At 63.1% G+C, this 15,930-nt stretch carries 13 protein-coding genes and 2 pseudogenes; 2 read left to right on the top strand and 13 right to left on the bottom strand.

Annotation, left to right across the window (positions count from 1 at the left end; all coding sequences use genetic code 11):
- Nucleotides 1-182 precede the first annotated feature (182 nt).
- The 4 genes from ACETMP_RS12100 to ACETMP_RS12085 all read right to left on the bottom strand — a co-directional run bounded on the left by ACETMP_RS12100 (nucleotide 183) and on the right by ACETMP_RS12085 (nucleotide 3,901).
- The gene (locus ACETMP_RS12100) at nucleotides 183-1,682 is read right to left on the bottom strand and encodes a tripartite tricarboxylate transporter permease (protein WP_375161116.1); all 1,500 of its coding nucleotides are present in this window, start codon (nucleotides 1,680-1,682) and stop codon (nucleotides 183-185) included.
- 43 nt (nucleotides 1,683-1,725) lie between these two features.
- Entirely contained in the window at nucleotides 1,726-2,223 is a 498-nt protein-coding gene (locus ACETMP_RS12095; protein ID WP_375161115.1) for a tripartite tricarboxylate transporter TctB family protein, read from the bottom strand.
- Nucleotides 2,224-2,307: 84 nt separating this feature from the next.
- Complete coding sequence (locus ACETMP_RS12090; RefSeq protein ID WP_375161114.1) at nucleotides 2,308-3,315, bottom strand: Bug family tripartite tricarboxylate transporter substrate binding protein; 1,008 nt, start codon at nucleotides 3,313-3,315, stop codon at nucleotides 2,308-2,310.
- Nucleotides 3,316-3,763: 448 nt separating this feature from the next.
- The gene (locus ACETMP_RS12085; RefSeq protein ID WP_194388353.1) at nucleotides 3,764-3,901 is read right to left on the bottom strand and encodes a hypothetical protein; all 138 of its coding nucleotides are present in this window, start codon (nucleotides 3,899-3,901) and stop codon (nucleotides 3,764-3,766) included.
- 305 nt (nucleotides 3,902-4,206) lie between these two features.
- Between ACETMP_RS12085 and ACETMP_RS12080 the strand changes: the two genes are divergently transcribed.
- On the top strand, nucleotides 4,207-5,532 hold the full coding sequence (locus tag ACETMP_RS12080; protein WP_375161113.1) for an Hsp70 family protein: 1,326 nt from the start codon (nucleotides 4,207-4,209) through the stop codon (nucleotides 5,530-5,532).
- Between the two features lie 40 nt (nucleotides 5,533-5,572).
- Here the strand turns inward: ACETMP_RS12080 and ACETMP_RS12075 are convergent, their stop codons facing one another.
- The 8 genes and pseudogenes from ACETMP_RS12075 to ACETMP_RS12040 all read right to left on the bottom strand — a co-directional run bounded on the left by ACETMP_RS12075 (nucleotide 5,573) and on the right by ACETMP_RS12040 (nucleotide 12,433).
- Complete coding sequence (locus ACETMP_RS12075; protein ID WP_375161112.1) at nucleotides 5,573-5,998, bottom strand: c-type cytochrome; 426 nt, start codon at nucleotides 5,996-5,998, stop codon at nucleotides 5,573-5,575.
- Nucleotides 5,999-6,090: 92 nt separating this feature from the next.
- Nucleotides 6,091-6,649 (bottom strand): annotated as a pseudogene (locus ACETMP_RS12070) (SRPBCC domain-containing protein).
- Nucleotides 6,650-6,861: 212 nt separating this feature from the next.
- Complete coding sequence (locus ACETMP_RS12065) at nucleotides 6,862-7,551, bottom strand: hypothetical protein (protein WP_375161111.1); 690 nt, start codon at nucleotides 7,549-7,551, stop codon at nucleotides 6,862-6,864.
- A gap of 240 nt (nucleotides 7,552-7,791) precedes the next feature.
- Nucleotides 7,792-8,463, bottom strand: a complete 672-nt coding sequence (locus ACETMP_RS12060) for an ABC transporter ATP-binding protein (RefSeq protein ID WP_028135467.1) — start codon at nucleotides 8,461-8,463, stop codon at nucleotides 7,792-7,794.
- A pseudogene (locus ACETMP_RS12055) lies at nucleotides 8,460-9,202 on the bottom strand (ABC transporter ATP-binding protein). The gene ACETMP_RS12060 and the pseudogene ACETMP_RS12055 overlap by 4 nt, the downstream one beginning before the upstream one ends.
- The gene (locus tag ACETMP_RS12050; RefSeq protein ID WP_375161110.1) at nucleotides 9,202-10,158 is read right to left on the bottom strand and encodes a branched-chain amino acid ABC transporter permease; all 957 of its coding nucleotides are present in this window, start codon (nucleotides 10,156-10,158) and stop codon (nucleotides 9,202-9,204) included. Before ACETMP_RS12050 ends, ACETMP_RS12055 begins: the two are co-directional and overlap by 1 nt.
- Nucleotides 10,158-11,057 carry a branched-chain amino acid ABC transporter permease gene (locus ACETMP_RS12045; RefSeq protein ID WP_172789460.1) on the bottom strand — a complete coding sequence of 300 codons (900 nt, stop codon included), beginning with the start codon at nucleotides 11,055-11,057 and terminating at the stop codon, nucleotides 10,158-10,160. Before ACETMP_RS12045 ends, ACETMP_RS12050 begins: the two co-directional genes overlap by 1 nt.
- Nucleotides 11,058-11,128: 71 nt before the next feature.
- Complete coding sequence (locus ACETMP_RS12040; RefSeq protein ID WP_375161109.1) at nucleotides 11,129-12,433, bottom strand: ABC transporter substrate-binding protein; 1,305 nt, start codon at nucleotides 12,431-12,433, stop codon at nucleotides 11,129-11,131.
- A gap of 911 nt (nucleotides 12,434-13,344) precedes the next feature.
- Here ACETMP_RS12040 and ACETMP_RS12035 point away from each other — a divergent pair.
- Complete coding sequence (locus ACETMP_RS12035; protein ID WP_375161108.1) at nucleotides 13,345-14,226, top strand: dienelactone hydrolase family protein; 882 nt, start codon at nucleotides 13,345-13,347, stop codon at nucleotides 14,224-14,226.
- Between the two features lie 394 nt (nucleotides 14,227-14,620).
- On the opposite strand, the gene frc is transcribed toward ACETMP_RS12035, so the two are convergent.
- A complete protein-coding gene (frc, locus tag ACETMP_RS12030) occupies nucleotides 14,621-15,898 on the bottom strand; it encodes a formyl-CoA transferase (protein ID WP_375161107.1) in 1,278 nt (425 codons plus the stop codon).
- Nucleotides 15,899-15,930 lie beyond the last annotated feature (32 nt).

Raw genomic sequence — 15,930 nt, 5'->3', positions numbered from 1 at the left:
CGAAACCGCGGACGCGCCGCCGAACGCCTGTGCGCTGGGGGTTTTCCACGCCGCCGCGCCTGCGCCGCCGGCGCACGATGGGCGGAGAGACCGCCTAATACCGTGGAATTCTATATTCCAGAAGTCAGGGCCTGCGGCATTTTGGCGAGGGAAGCAGTGCGCTGGCGCCGACTCGCAGCGGCTCAGGCCATCGAGGTGCGCAGCCGGCTGTAGCCTTCCTGGATTGCGGACCAGAACAGGGCGACCAGGCCGAGCGCCATGATCGTGCTGACAAGGCCGTTGGAGAAGAAGATGCCGAGCGATCCCTGCGATCCCAGCAGCGATTGCCGGAAGGCTTCTTCCGCCTTGTCGCCGAGCACGATGGCGAGCACCAGCGGTGCGAGCGGGTAGTTGCACTTCTTCAGGAGATAGCCGAGCACGCCGAACACCAGCATCAGCATCACGTCGAAAGTGCTGTTGTGCACCGAATAGGCGCCGATCGCACAGAGCACCAGGATGAGCGGCGCGATGATGCCGAAGGGCACGCGGAGGATCGCGGCGAACACCGGCACGCAGGTCAGCACGACGATGAGGCCGGCGAGATTGCCGAGATACATCGAGGCGATCAGGCCCCAGACGAACTCTTTCTGCTCGACGAACAGCATGGGGCCGGGCTGCAGGCCCCAGATCAGCAACCCGCCGAGCAGGACGGCGGCGGTCGGGGAGCCGGGCACGCCGAGCGAGAGCATCGGCAGTAGCGCCGCGGTGCCCGCAGCATGCGCGGCCGTCTCCGGCGCAATCACGCCCTCGATCTCGCCCTTGCCGAAGTTGTTGCCGCGCCGCGCCAGGCGCTTGGCGATGCCGTAGCTCATGAAGGAGGCCGGCGTCGCGCCGGCGGGCGTGACGCCCATCCAGCAGCCGATCAGGCAGGAGCGCAGCGAGGTCATCCAATAGGCCGGCAATTCCCGCCAGGTCTGCAGCACCACCCTGAGATTGATGCTGGCCTTGCCGCCGCGGAACGCCAGCCCTTCCTCCATGGTCAGCAGGATCTCGCCGATGCCGAACAGACCGATCACGGCGATCAGGAAGTCGAATCCGTTGAGCAGCTCGGTGACGCCGAAGGTCAGCCGCAATTGTCCCGTGATGGAATCGAGGCCGACCGCGGCGAGCGCAAAGCCCATCATCATCGCCGCGATGGTCTTGAACGGCGGCTCCTTGCTGAGGCCGACGAAGCTGCAGAAGGCGAGGAAGTACACTGCGAACTTCTCCGCTGGCCCGAATCTCAGCGCGAAGCCCGCGACGAGCGGCGCAACCAGCGTGATCATGATGACGGCAAACAGCGCGCCCACGAAGGAGGAGGTGAAGGCGGCGGTCAGGGCTTCGCCGGGCTTGCCCTGCTGCGCCATCGGATAGCCGTCGAAGGTGGTCGCCACCGACCAGGGCTCGCCGGGTATGTTGAACAGGATCGAGGTGATGGCGCCGCCGAACAGCGCGCCCCAATAGATGCAGGACAGCATGATGATCGCCGAGGTCGGCGGCATGCTGAAGGTGAGGGGAAGCAGGATGGCGACGCCGTTGGCGCCCCCGAGCCCCGGCAGCACGCCGATGATGACCCCGAGCGTGATGCCGATGATCATCAGCATGATGTTGTAGGGCTGCAGGGCGACCGCGAAGCCGTGAAACAGATTGGCCAACTCTTCCATATCGATACGTCCTGCAGCAGTGACGGAAATGACGGCTCAGCTGTTAAAGTCCGAGCCATTCCTCGAACGGACCCTTGGGAAGCGGGACCAGGAACCAGCGCTCGAAAACGAGATAGGTCAGGACCGGCATGCCGACCGCGATCGCGAGGGTCGTCACCCAGCGATAATTGCCGAGCCAGCGCATGAACCAGGCAATGAAGACCATGGAGGCAACGTAGAGCCCGATGAACGGCATCGAGCCGACATAGATCGCGGTCGGCACGACGACGCTCATGACCTGGCGCAGCTGTCCCCATTCAGCGAACAGCCGGCCGTCGTCGTCGCGTTGCGCATGCCAGAGGTTGATGGCGCTCGCGCCGACGATGGCGGCGCCGATGTAGAAGGGGAAGAAGCCGGCACGCGGGCCCTCCGCACCCCAGTTGATGCCGGCCTTCAGGCTGCCGAAGATCACGATCAGGCCGAACACGCCGATCAGCAGCGCCATGCCGATTTCCAGCGTCTTGTGTGCCGGGCCAGATGCGGATCCGGATCGTTCACTCATGGGACCTCCAGCAGAATAGCAGTCTGTCGCGGCCACGGCCGCGGGAGGGCGATCGGCGCCCTCAGCCGTCGTCGATGTCCCGGATCAATTCGCGGTTGCGAGGAAGCCGGCTTCCTTCATCAGGGCTTCGTGGCGCTTCTCCTCCGCCTCGACCCACTTGGCATAGTCGGCGCCCGCCAGGAAGGTCGTGTTGAAGGCGCCGCTCTTCATGAACTCCTGCCATTCCGGCGTGGCGCGCACCTTCTTGAACAGCTCGACGTAATATTCGACCTGGTCCTTCGTGGCCTTGGGCGCCATGAACACGCCGCGCAGCATGAGATATTCCATCGCAAGGCCCTGCGACTTGCAGGTCGGAATATCCTTCCAGGCCTTGCCGTCGGCGATCGGCTCGTCATAGGCCATCGGCTGGCCGTCGAACACGCAGAGGGGACGGAGCTTGCCGCCGCGCCATTGCGCGACCGCCTCGATCGGATTGTTGACGGTCGAATCGATGTGATTGCCCACCAGCTGCACCGCGACTTCGCCGCCGCCCTTGTAGGGGATGTACGTGAACTTGGCGTCGATCGCCTTCTCGATGCCGACCGTAATGATCTGGTCTTCCTGCTTCGATCCGGTGCCGCCCATCTTGAAGGAGCCGCCGGGCGCCTTTTTCGCCGCATCGACGTAATCCTTGACGGTGGCGTACGGCTTCTCGGCATTGACCCAAAGCACGAACTCGTCGAGCGCGAGCATCGCCACCGGAGTCAGATCCTTCCAGTTGAAAGGAATTCCCGTCGCCAGCGGCGTGGTGAACAGGTTCGACAGCGTGATGATGATCTTGTGCGGATTGTTTGCCGACGTCTTAACGTCGAGGAAGCCTTCACCGCCGGCACCGCCCGCCTTGTTGATGACGACCAGCGGCTGCTTCATCAGATTGTGCTTGGTGACGATGCCCTGGATGGTGCGCGCCATCTGATCGGCGCCGCCGCCGGTGCCCGCGGGCACGATGAACTCGACCGGGCGGACCGGCTCCCAGGCAGCGCGGCTTGCCGTGCTGCTGGCGCATGACATCGCGATTGCCGCCACAGCGACATTCAGAACGAGTGGCTTCATCTTGTTTCTCTCCCTGTCGAACCCTCAGCGCAGCCGCTCTTTGCCGGCTTGCGTCAGCCCATCTCGATTCCAGATACCCGGTGTCACCCTTGCGGTCGATCTCCCATGGTAGTCCGATAGAAAGTCTATGATCAGGGATAAGGCGCGACATCCGCTCCTTTTGGCTAAGGCTCCACCAAGGGCGCCACGCTTGTGGCCCTCGGCTCTTCCCGTCGCGCGCTACGTTTCCCCGCCTCACACCTTGGATTGTGCGATCGTTATGTGTTGGTCGAATGGTATGCGACATGCCAGCAAACAAACAATCGGATCGGCAGGGCCCTGGTCGGACACATTGTCGCAGCTGCTGGGCGAGGATGCAAAAGCAAATGGCCCCGAGGTGGGGCCATTTGATCGGCAGAGCGGGGTGCGGTAGCTGCTCGCCCGTCGTTCGGCGGCAGATCGGCCTTGCTTACAGGCCGAAACGCGGCAGATCGCCGTTATGGTTCGAGATCTCGGCGCTTGCCATCAGAAAGCTGTCGATCGCGGCCATCAGGCGGGCGAACAGCGAGGCGGACGGGGCGAGAGCGACGGAAGCGGTCTTGGACATCGGAGTTCCCTTTCTCGAGACGGCCAGTCTTAAGGCAGTCAGTCTTGGCGTCTCATGGCGAAAGGAAGTTTATGTATACCAGATGCCAGCGTCTACGATCTTGTTTGCATAGCAGCATTCTACGCGCCGCATTGCAGCATAATGCGGGTTTGTGAAGCCGGAGGGGGCCAAATCGCTCGCTCCGAGGCGGGATTCCGATGGCGATGGGCGCCAAGGTCTGGCCGCACTGCAGCGGACGGGCCTTGGCAGGACAAGTCAAAGCCGCTAGTGGTCTGCCCCCTTCCAATCATCTGTCAGAGTGGTTCATGTCGAGCGCCTCGCCCGCCGTCTCGATCGGCATCGATTTTGGAACCAGCAATACGGTCGTCGCGCTTGCGGCGGACGATCGCCGGGTCGAGGCCATCCGGTTCGACCACGGCGGACAGCGCCACAGCGTCTACGTGTCGGCGCTGTGCTTCTGGGAGGACCGGCCCGGCGCCGGCGCCCAGGCCGAGGGCGGCCCGTGGGCGATCGAGACGTTCCTGGAAGGCCGTCACGTCTACCGCTTCCTGCAATCGTTCAAGACCTTTGCGGCGAGCAGCAGCTTCAACACCACGCAGGTGTTCCGGCAGCGCTTCAAGTTCGAGGACATCCTGGCGGCGTTCCTGCGGACATTGGCGCGCCACGGCGGCGAGAAGTTCGGCTTCGAGACCTCGACCGTCACGGTCGGCCGCCCGGTGCGCTTTGCCGGCGGCAATCCCGACGAGGCGCTGGCGATGCAGCGCTACCGCGCCGCGTTCGAGCGCCTCGGCGCCGGCCATGCCCGCTATGTCTACGAGCCCGTGGGCGCGGCGTTCTCGTTTGCCCGCAGGCTGGAGCGCGATGCCACCGTGCTGGTTGCGGATTTCGGCGGCGGCACCAGCGATTTCTCCGTGATGCGCTTCTCGCGCAAAGGCGGAGCCCTTCGCGCCGAGCCGCTCGGCCATGCCGGCATCGGGATCGCCGGCGACACGTTCGATTACCGGATCGTCGACCACGTGGTCTCGCCGCGGCTCGGCAAGGGCTCCAGCTTCCGCTCCTTCGACAAGGTGCTGCCGATCCCGAGCGGCCACTACACCAATCTGGCGCGCTGGCATCAGCTGGCGATGATGAAGAGCAACGGCGATCTGCGCGAGCTCCGCGAGCTTGCGCGCACCGCGCTCAAGCCTGAGCTGCTCGAGGACTTCATCACCATCGTCGATCTCGACCTCGGCTTTGCTCTGTACCGCGCGGTGTCGGATGCCAAGGTCGCGCTGTCGGCGCAGGACGAGGTCGACTTCCGTTTCAAGGGCGGCGGCGTCGACATCGGCGCGGCCATCACGCGGAGGAATTTCGAATCCTGGATTGCCGACGACATCGCCCGGTTAGGTGCCACCGTCGACAAGGTGCTGGCCGAAGCCGGCATCGCCGCGCGCGAGATCGAGAAGGTCTTCCTGACCGGCGGCAGCTCGTTCGTGCCGGCCGTGCGAAAGCTGTTCGCCGAGCGGTTCGGCAACGAGCGGCTGATGTCGGGCGACCAGTTCGAGTCGATCGCCTACGGGCTTGCGCTGATCGGGCACAGCCCGAATCCGGATCGCTGGACCGCAGGCGGCGGGCTGGCCGCGAAGGCGTAGCAGGCGGCGCGCAGCGTCCCTGCGGGAGGCTGTTCGGTCGCTATTTCTGCTGAATCCGGTTCAGGTAATCGATCACGGCGAGAATGCGAGTCCGCACCACGACCTCCGGATTTTGCTGGGGCCCGGCCTTCTGCCAATAATAGGAATCGACCGCGTGAGGCAGGTTCACGATCGGGTTGAACCGTTCGCCCCAGATCGGCATTTCACGGGTGCCGTGCGCCGGGACCGATTTCGATCCATACAGGGTTTCGTAGACGGCGTTGGTGGGAAACACCCCGTTGTTGTTCTTGGCCAGCATGGTCAGGTCGGACGGAGCTGTCTTGAGCTGGCCGCTGACCGGTCCTCTGCCCTTTGCGTCGGCGCCGTGACAACTCGCGCACGACGACTGGAATTCGGCCTTGCCGATATCGACTTCCTCGGCCTTGGCAGCGGTCGCGACACTGGCGGCCAGACCGGCAATGATCAACCATTCGACAGCAGATCTCATCATCTCGCCTCCGATCGGCAGGGAAGACTCGTGCTCCTAGCCGCTTCACCATCTTGACAGTTTGACGCATGTCAAGAGCGCACACCAGGGCCGTCGTCTGGGCAAAGGCCCGCAGCAGGTGCCGTAGGGTGGGCGAAGGCGCGCGCCCCGCGCCGTGCCCACCATCTTTTCGAGGTTGAGAGAGCGTTGGTGGGCACGCTTCCGACTTCGCTCTGCGAGCTACGGCGGACAAGTCGCTTTGCCCTCCCGACGAGGCTGATGTCGGAGCTATTGGTTGATCTCCGGCTCGACCAGCTTCGCCAGATTGCGCAGCGATTCCGCCAGCCGAGATAGCAAGCCTCCGGGGGAATGACGTCGGGAATGCCGGCCTGCGTGATCTCGATCTCGGTGCCGACCGAGACCTTCTTCAGGCTCACGGTCACCTGAATTTCGCCGGGCAGGTTGGGGTCGTCGAACTTGTCGGTATAGCGCAGGCGCTCGCCGGGGACGAGCCTCGAGGTATTCGCCGCCGAACGAATGGCTGTTGCCCGTGGTGAAATTCCGGAACGACATCTTGAACGTGCCCCCGACCTTCGGCTCGAAATGATGCACGGTGCAGGTGAAGCCGTTCGGCGGAAGCCATTTCGCCATCGCATCCGCCTCCAGGAAAGCGCGATAGACCTTCTGGGGGCTGGTGGCGAGAACGCGGTGCAGGCGGACAGTGCTGGGCATGGTTGTTATCCTCATTGTCTTGATGGGCCCGAGCTTGGCGTCTATGGCCCATTCATGTCACGAGGACGACCGGCAAGCCGCCGATCCGACAAGGCGAGGCGGATTTTTTTCGCGGGTGTTCCGCCGGTCTCCTAGACGGCTGCGACATCCTGCGGCGTCATCGTGAACCCCAGCCTGTAGCGGCCGATGGTCGGATTGTTCTGCACGCCGAGAGCGCCAAGCGACCCGGGCGAAAGCGGGCCTGCGATCACGGCCTCAACGGCATCGGCATCGTAGCCTGACAGCAGCACGATCCAGTCGGCGGCGCCGTCGTTGCCGCGGATCTGCTGTTCGGTGGTCGGCGCGCTCGTCCGCGGCGTGTCGGTGCGGAGGAGATGAGCGCCGGTCAGGCCCGGTTTCTGCGCCAATGTGCCGAGCATGCTCGCGAGCTGCGCCTGCAAGTCCGCCTCGCGTCCGGCCTGCGGTGACAACCTGATCGTCGCGAGCGAAGTCGCAACGCCACCGCCGAAGCTTTCGACGAGGCGGCACTGGCTGCGGATCATGCCGAGATGATGCGGCATCATTTTCGTCGACCACGGCGTCGGCGCGTTGAGCCGGTCGAGATATCCCTTCGAGGTGAGCACCTCGTACTCGGCGAGCTCGTAGAGCACGAAGAAACCTTCCGGGTCCGTCGTGCTGCTCCAGCGCGATCCGCGCCGGAAGCCGGGAATGCTCATCCGCTCCGGAAAGTGCTCATGCGAATGCCAGTCGCCGAACTCGGCCCGCTGATCGGCGCGAACGCTCCACCACATCGCGACGGCGGCCTTGCCGAGCAGTGACATGCAGACCTCCCTTTCTGCCGTCAGTTTGCCTCAACGCCGACAATGGTGGCAAGGTGTGCTCGCTTGAAAGCCGAAACTACAATTTCGCTACAGTGCGGACTGCACCCCTGAAGTGAGACACGATAACTACAGTGACAGGCATTTCGGAGATGACCTGTGGCAGGACGAGGAAGGAAGCGTTAGTTTTCGACGGCTTAGAGATTGAAGGTGATCAGTTTTGCGCGCCGAACCGGGCGAGCGCTACGTAAGGACCCGGCTTTCGATTTCGCCGCGCTCGATTGTCAGCGTCACGTCGGCGAAGGTCTCGAGCAGCTTCGGGTTCGACTCCGTAATCAGAAGGGTAATGTCCCGGTCCTGCGAACGAAGCCGACGCAGCGCCTCGGCGTACCTCTGCGCCAGCACAGGAGCGAGGCCCTGGAATGGCTCGTCCAGAATGACGAGGCGGGTGCCTAGCATCAGGGCGCGCCCGAGGGCGACCATCTTGCCTTGGCCGCCCGAGACGGAGCCCGCCGGGCGACCCGCCAGTTCCTTGAGCTCCGGCAGGACCGAGTAGGCTCGCTCCAGCCGCCGGTGCACCTCGTCCGCGCTAAGTTTCGCGACGCGACCAGGCAAAAGAATGTTTTCTTCCACTGTAAAGGCCGAGAAGAGGCGACGGTCCTCGGGTGCGTAGCCGATGCCTAAGAAGGGCCGGCGGTGCGGAGGAACATGTCGGAGGTCCTGACCGCCCAGACGCACAGTGCCGCTCGCCTTCGTGAAGCCCATGATGGTTCGTACCGTCGTGGTCTTGCCGGCGCCGTTTCGCCCGATGAGCGCGGCGGTCGCGCCCGGCGGTAGTGAGAAGCTGACGCTGCGTAGCACCGGAGCATCGGCGATCGCGACGTTGACGTTCTCGAAGTCCAGCATCGCCGTCATATGCCGATCACCTGTTCGCGGACCTTGGGATCGGCCAAAACCTCCGCCGGCGTGCCGACCTTTTGGATCTTCCCGACGTTCCACACAGCCACTCGGTGGGCATAACGCTCCACCATGTCCATGTCGTGCTCGACGAAGACCGAAGTCACCTTCTCCTTGGCAAGCGCGGACGTCAGGATGTCCATGATCTCCAGCTTTTCGGCGGAGGCGACGCCCGAGGTGGGCTCGTCCATCAGCAGCAGTCTGGGCTTCAGCGCGAGCGCCAGGGCGATGTCGACCAGCTTGCGTTGTCCCTCGGGAAGCTCCTGGCCTTGCGAGACGCGTACGACTTGACGCCGACGAGATCCAGAAGGCGCTCCATTTCGGGCAGCTCAGGCAGGGCGGAAAGAGCCGTGAAGCCGGAAGGGCTTCCCAGCCGCGAGGCCGCGGCGATCAGCATGTTCTCCATCACGGTCTGATCGAGAAAAAGCTGCGGTATCTGAAAGGCCCGCGCGATGCCGAGCTTGGTGATCGTGCGCGGGAGCTGCGCCGTGATGTCCTGGCCCAGGAAGGTGATGCTTCCGGCCTGCGGCCGCAGATAACCCGTCGAGATGTTGAGGAAGGTAGTCTTTCCGGCGCCATTCGGTCCGATGATCGCGAGGTTCTCGCCTTGGAGCACGTCCAGGTCGATCCCGTCGGCGGCGACGACGCCACCGAACCGGATCTTGATGCCCTTCGCGGAAAGGAGGACGTTGGCCATCAATGTCCTCCCTGCTTCGCCTGGCCGTAGCGCTGCCTGAGACCTATCAGTCCGTTGGGCGCGTAGAGAATGATGACGATCAAGACAACGCCGAGGATCAGCTGCCAGGTGTCGGCCAGGTGGGCCGCCGCATAGAAGCGCACGCATTCGAACATCGCCGCGCCCGCGAACGCTCCGAAGGCGTGGGCGCTGCCGCCGAGGATCGCGATGAAGACGAACTCGCCCGACTTCGTCCAGAACCCGAACTCGGGCGTGGCGATCTGCTGGATGATCGCCACCAGCGTGCCGCCGATGCCGCCGAGAAAAGCCGAGATCACGTAGCCTATCAGAAGCACGCGCCGTGCGGAGGTCCCGAGGTACTCGAGCCGGGTCTCGTTCGACTTGATGGCACGCAACATGTGTCCGAGCGGGCTGTCGAGATAGCGTTGCACGCCGTAGAAGGCGACGACCGCGGCCAAGAGGCTCACGTAAAGAATGACGTACTGGAAGGTTTCGGGCGTAAACGACAGCCCCAACAGGGCCGGACGAGGGACCCGGATGCCGTCGGCGCCGTTGGTGTAGTGAAACATCTTCTCCAGCAGCGACCACAACACCATCGAAAACGCCAGATTCAGCATTCCGAAAAAGATCTCCCGGTAGCGCACGACGAAGAGCCCGACGATGAGGCCGAAGACGGCGGAGGTTATGCCGCCCAGCGCGATGAAGAGCACGATATCGCCGCCACCGACGTACTTGCCCCAGAACGCCGCGGTATACGCCCCGGTCGCGAAGAACATTGCATGTCCGAACGACACCTGCCCCGCCTGCAGCAGAAGAATGATACCGAGAACGACGATGCCCTTCGCGAGGATCAACGCGAACAAGGTTGCCCAGCTCGACACAAAAAGGGGCGCGACGGCGCTGACCAGAAAGAAAATGATCGCGACCGTGGTGACCGGCTTGATGCGACCGCTCATCATATTTTCCTTACCTGCACGGCGCCGAACAGGCCGAACGGACGCACCAGAAGCACCAGCACCATCAGCAGATAGGGAACGAGAACTTCGAATTCCGGCTGGAGATAGATCACGAAGGCACGGGTCAGGCCGATCATCAGCGCGGTGAGCGCGGTACCCTCGATCTGGCCGAGACCCGCGGTCGCAGCGACGGCAAAGGACAGCACGATCATGTCGGCACCCATGCCGGGGACCAGCGAGGTGGTCGGCGAGGCCAGCGCTCCTCCCAACGCGGCCAGACTCGCGCCGATGACGAAGGTGACGAAGTATACGCGTTTTGCGTCAATCCCGATGGCGGTCGAAGCTTCGCGGTCCTCCGTGACCGCCAGGATCACCGCTCCCGACAGCGTCCTGCGCAGGAAGTAGCGGAGCCCGAACAGCGTCGCCAAGGCGACGCCGGGCAGCAGAATGACCTGGTACGACGTGTAGCTGACGCCGAACACGGCGACGTTGGGAAGTAGTCTCAACGGCTCCGCGGCGAAGATGGGCTGCACGCCCCAGATCAGACGCTGCAGGTTGTCCATGATCATAAAGGCGGCGAAAGTGATCAGAAGCTGGAGGACGTCTTCCTGTCCGGAGAGCGGTCGCAGCAGAAACCGTTCGATGAAACCGCCGCACACGATGCCGATCACGATGGAGGCGGCCAGCAGCGCGGGATAGGTGAGCCAAGGCGATATCGGCGCGATTGCAAGGCTGAACGTCGCCGCCAGGTAAGCGCCGAACGCGTACAGCGACCCGTGCGCGACGTTGACCACGCGCAGCACGCCGAAAATCAGGCTGAGCCCGACCGAGACCAGGAACACCAGTGCGGCGTAGCTGATCCCATCGAGGATAGCCAAGATAGCGAGTGTCGAGTTCATGAAGGCCTTCAGAAAAGGTCCGTCCTCCGGGACGAGGCTCGGAGGACGGGGATCAAAAGTCGAGCGCGCCGTTACTGAGCTTTGAAGGTCGGCACGTCCATCTTGACGAAGTCCGGCTTGAGCGTCTTGAGCCACTCGACCGACCGCACGCCAGCCGGGTTGGTGATCGTCTTCGGATCGAAGATCATCATGTTGTCGAGCAGCTTGAAGTCGTACCCCGGAACGGACTTGGTGACGCCGACCAGCTGAGCTTCGAGACCCTGGTTGTCCTCGGGCCGCAGCGTAATCGGACGGCCGAAGCCGGTGGCGAACTCGGTGCCGGCCGTCGCGTCGACGACCTGTTCGCGCGTGGGCCAGTTGCCGCCGTTGGACTTGATGGCCTTGTCGTAGGCCGTCTGCAGGGCCTTGAACGCCTGCGCCATGTGGTAGACCGGGTAGATCGGCCATGCACCGGTCTTCGCCTTGAAGGCTTCATTGAACGCCTTGAAGGCCGCGTCGTTCTTCTTCTCGGGATGCAGGAACCAGTGGTCTCCGCGCGCGCCGACGATCAGGCCTTCGGGCAAGTCCTTGCCCAACCGCTGGATCGACGATTCGCCGATCCCGAGCACCAAGGTCGACTGCTGCAACAGGCCGCGCTGACCGGCCTGGCGAACCAGCGTGTCGAGATCTCCGCCCCAGGACGTGGTTAGAACTACATCCGGCCGCAGCGCCAACAGACGGGAAATTTCAGTGGAGTAGTCCGGTGCGCCGAACTTCGGGAAGAGCTCCGCGACGACTTGCACGTCCGGCTTCATCGCCTTGAGCGCGGTCGAAAAGATCTCCCAGCTCTCCCGACCCCATGCATAATCCTGATTGACCACCGCGATCGTCTTGAAGTCGGGCTTGGTCTTGAGCAAGTAAAGGAGCACGGCCAGCATTTCCGGCGTGCCGTTCGCCTGAGTCCGGAAATTGTACCGGTACTTCTTGGTTTCGAGGATGGAGGCCGCACCGCAGTCCCACATGAAATTCATGACTTTGAGGTCTTCGGCGACCGGCACCAACTGGGTGCAGCTGCCCGACGAGATCGAAGCAAACGTGGCATCGACCTTTTCGTCCTGCACCACGCGTCGGTAGTTCGAGACGAGCGCTTCGCCTCCCGCGCCTTCGTCGATGAAGGAGAGCTTGACGGGCACGCCGCCGATGCCGCCCTTCTTGTTGAGGTCCTCCGCGATCATCTCCGCCGCGGCCTTCGCCGGCACACCGAAGACTGACGCAGGGCCCGACAGGAACGTCGTGATGCCGATTTTGAGCTCCGACGGCTTGGTCTGCGCAAGCGAGGTGCCGGTAAAGCTCGCAACGACAAGCCCGGCCGCAACCGCAGCCTTGAGAAATTGCATCGAAAGTCCTCCCTGTTCTATTTTGTCGTTCTATTTTGTCGCGCCCGGCTTCAGCCGCCGTTCGCTTCTTCTTCTTGCAGCAACGCTACTATAATTGTCGCGTGTTGCCAGCCCCCTTGGCCGCCATTCGCGAGCCGACGAATTCAGTTCGACCCCGCCGCTCATTTTGTCGGCTGCGCATCGATCGGAACGGACAAGGCCCCCAAAATGGTCGATGCCTTTAATTCCACGGCACGATAAAAGCTCCGGCCAGAGCCCGCTGCGCGACCGGAAGGACAGGGCGCGATCGATCTGCCAGGGTCGGCTTCGCCGGTTTTTAGCTCGGAGGGGCAACCGGTCTCGTGCTGATGGGGACCAGGCCGGACTTCGCCAGGGTCGCCAGCCTCTGCAAGGAGACGACCGGCGCGTGCGCACAGCTTCACAATGGCGCGATGCCGCCCGAGCCGATCCACGATGCGCGCATTCGCACCGCCGTCATCGTTGATTCCGCACCGGCCACCCTGACGCGGGAGAACTCTGCCGCCGTCAAAGTGTCTTTTCAGTTCTGGTGCTCGCAGTTCGGTGGGCTCGGCGTCGGCGACGGCTCCGGCAACGCACGCGTCGCGCAGGGCCTGCCGAGGAAGCCCGATGTTCACGTCGTGCCGGCCGGCCTTATGCGTTCCTGGCACCGTGCTCGCAGGAGCTGGCGGCCGCCGTCCCGCGCATCTGCACCGACGTGCCGGCAGGCTTCGACCGGGCCGGATTTCACCGCGAGTTCAATGCGGCGGTGGTAAAGTATGTTCGCGAGCAATTGGCGGCGGGAATCGCTGAGGGTCGAATGACGGTGTCAGTGCTGGACTGTACAAAATCTGCCGCTGGAAGACATTTGCGTGCACCGTCACCGTAGTGACCGACAATTCTAGGGTAGGCTTATGCGAAGGCGCGAATTTATCACTCTCGCAGGCAGCGCAGCGGTAGCTTGGCCGCTAGCGGTACGAGCCCAGATCAAAGCCGATGCGACAGTCACTGCTTCAGGTGGCAAATCCGAATTTCTCAAGACGACTTTGACCGAGGATGGCAATTCAATCAACCTGGAAGCGGTGATCTTCAAGCCCACCGGCGGGGGTCCATTTCCTCTCGCAATATTCAATCACGGTTCCACCGGCAGAAATCCGACGCCAGAACGCGTGAAGCGAACTTGGTTCTCCGTTGAACTCGCCGGTTTTCTCAACCAGCGAGGTTGGCTCGTTGCATTTCCGCAGCGACGTGGTCGCGGCAAATCAGATGGGTTTTGTGATGAAGAACTCCTTAGAAACGGGAAGTCAAAATTTGCGTGCGACAAAGACACTGCGCAAGCCGATTCAACTCGGGCATTGAGCGATATCGACGCTGCCGTTGGTGTACTTCGCGAGCGCCCCGATGTCGCGCCAGGACCTATACTCATGGGCGGGCACTCGCGGGGAGGTGTCCTTTCAGTCGCCTATGCAGGAATGCATTCTGCGGAAACTCTGGGAGTTCTCAATTTCGTGGGAGGATGGATCAACGAAGGATGCGGGGTCGCCGAGTCGATTAATCAGGAACTCTTTCTACGCGGAGCACGCTTTGATCGGCCAATGATTTGGCTGTACGGACAAGGCGATTCCTTCTACTCCATCGCGCACAGCAGAAAGAACTTCGTCGCCTTCGAGAACGCCGGCGGCAAAGGCCAGTTCTTCGAATTTGATAGGCCCACGGCGGTGGGCCATAACCTCATTCACCATCCTGATCTTTGGGCCCAACCAGTCAGTGAGTACCTTGATGCCCTTCATGCATGAGGTTCGTCGCGGATTATGCAATCGTACGGCCGCTCGTGGCCATGGCTGACGTCCTTGCGCCTCGCGCTGACGCCGATAATTGCCCTTGGACTCCAGACCTCTGCAGCCCCTTCCGCAAACGGGGTGTGGTCGGAGAGCCGTTCCGATGTGCAGGCAGCCAGCGCCGATGTGCGCTCCCGGCATAATACCCACGATGGCATAATACCCCTGTCTTGCCCGACGGGGTCCAGGGTTTTTTCGTCGAATCAGAAATATCGTTGCGGACCAATGACATGGCTACTGTGCATGGGGTTGTTTTCTCACTTTTTGGTTTGAGCCTGCGACGTCGCGCCTTCACAAGCAAAAAGGGCCGCCCCCTTGGGCGGCCCTTTCATCTTGGTCGAGGCGATGTCGCTTACTCCGCGGCCTGCTTCTGCGGCGGGTCGAGCGCGCCGGACTTGTGGATGTCGGCGACCTGGTGGTCGCTGAAGCCCAGCACCGAGCGCAGGATCTCGTCGGTGTGCTCGCCGAGCAGCGGGGAGCGCTGCACGTCGCTCGGGCTATCCGACAGCTTGATCGGGTTGCCCACCGAGATGTACTTGCCGCGGGTGGGGTGGTCGACCTCGACCACGGTGCCGGTCGCGCGCAGCGACTCGTCCTCGGCGATCTCCCTCATCGACAGGATCGGGCCGCAGGGGATGTCGTCCTTGTTGAGGATCTCCATCGCCTCGAACTTGGTCTTGGTCATCGTCCATTGCTCGATGCGGGCGAAGATCTCGTTCAGGCGCGGCAGACGGGCGGCCGGCTTGGCGTAGTTCGGATCGGTCTTCCAGGTGGGCTCGCCGATCACGTCGCAGATCTTCTCCCAGACCGGGGCCTGGGTGATGAAGTAGATGTAGGCGTTGGGATCGGTCTCCCAGCCCTTGCACTTCAGGATGCGGCCGGGCTGGCCGCCGCCGGAATCGTTGCCGGCGCGCGGCACGGCATCGCCGAACGGCACACCTTCGCCGAACTGGCTGTACTCCTTGAGCGGGCCGTGGGCGAGGCGCTGCTGATCGCGCAGCTTGACGCGGCAGAGGTTGAGCACGCCGTCCTGCATCGCGGCGGTGACGCGCTGGCCCTTGCCGGTGTGGGTGCGCTGAAAGAGCGCGGTGACGATGCCGAGCGCCAGGTGCAGGCCGGTGCCGCTATCGCCGATCTGCGCGCCGGTCACGAGCGGCAGGCCGTCGCGGAAGCCGGTGGTCGAGGCGGCACCGCCGGTGCACTGCGCGACGTTCTCGTAGACCTTGCAGTCTTCGTACGGTCCGGGGCCAAAACCCTTGATCGAGGCGACGATCATCTTCGGGTTGATCTCCTGGATCTTCTCCCAGGGGAAGCCCATGCGGTCGAGCACGCCGGGGCCGAAATTCTCCACCAGCACGTCGCACTTCTTGATCAGCTCGGTCAGGACTTCCTTGCCCTTGGGGTTCTTGGTGTCGAGCGTGATCGAACGCTTGTTGTGGTTGAGCATGGTGAAATACAGGCTGTCCACGTTCGGGATGTCCTGCAGCTGGCCGCGGGTGATGTCACCCACGCCGGGGCGTTCCACCTTGATCACGTCGGCGCCGAACCAGGCCAGCAGCTGCGTGCAGGTCGGCCCGGACTGGACGTGGGTGAAGTCGAGAATGCGAACGCCCTCGAGCGCTTTGGTCATCGTGTTGCTCCGTACTCTTGTGTCTGCCCCTG

The sequence above is a fragment of the Bradyrhizobium dasycarpum genome (assembly GCF_042019905.1).
Classification (GTDB): Bacteria; Pseudomonadota; Alphaproteobacteria; order Rhizobiales; family Xanthobacteraceae; genus Bradyrhizobium; species Bradyrhizobium japonicum_B.
This window is presented reverse-complemented; position numbering and strand designations above follow the sequence as displayed.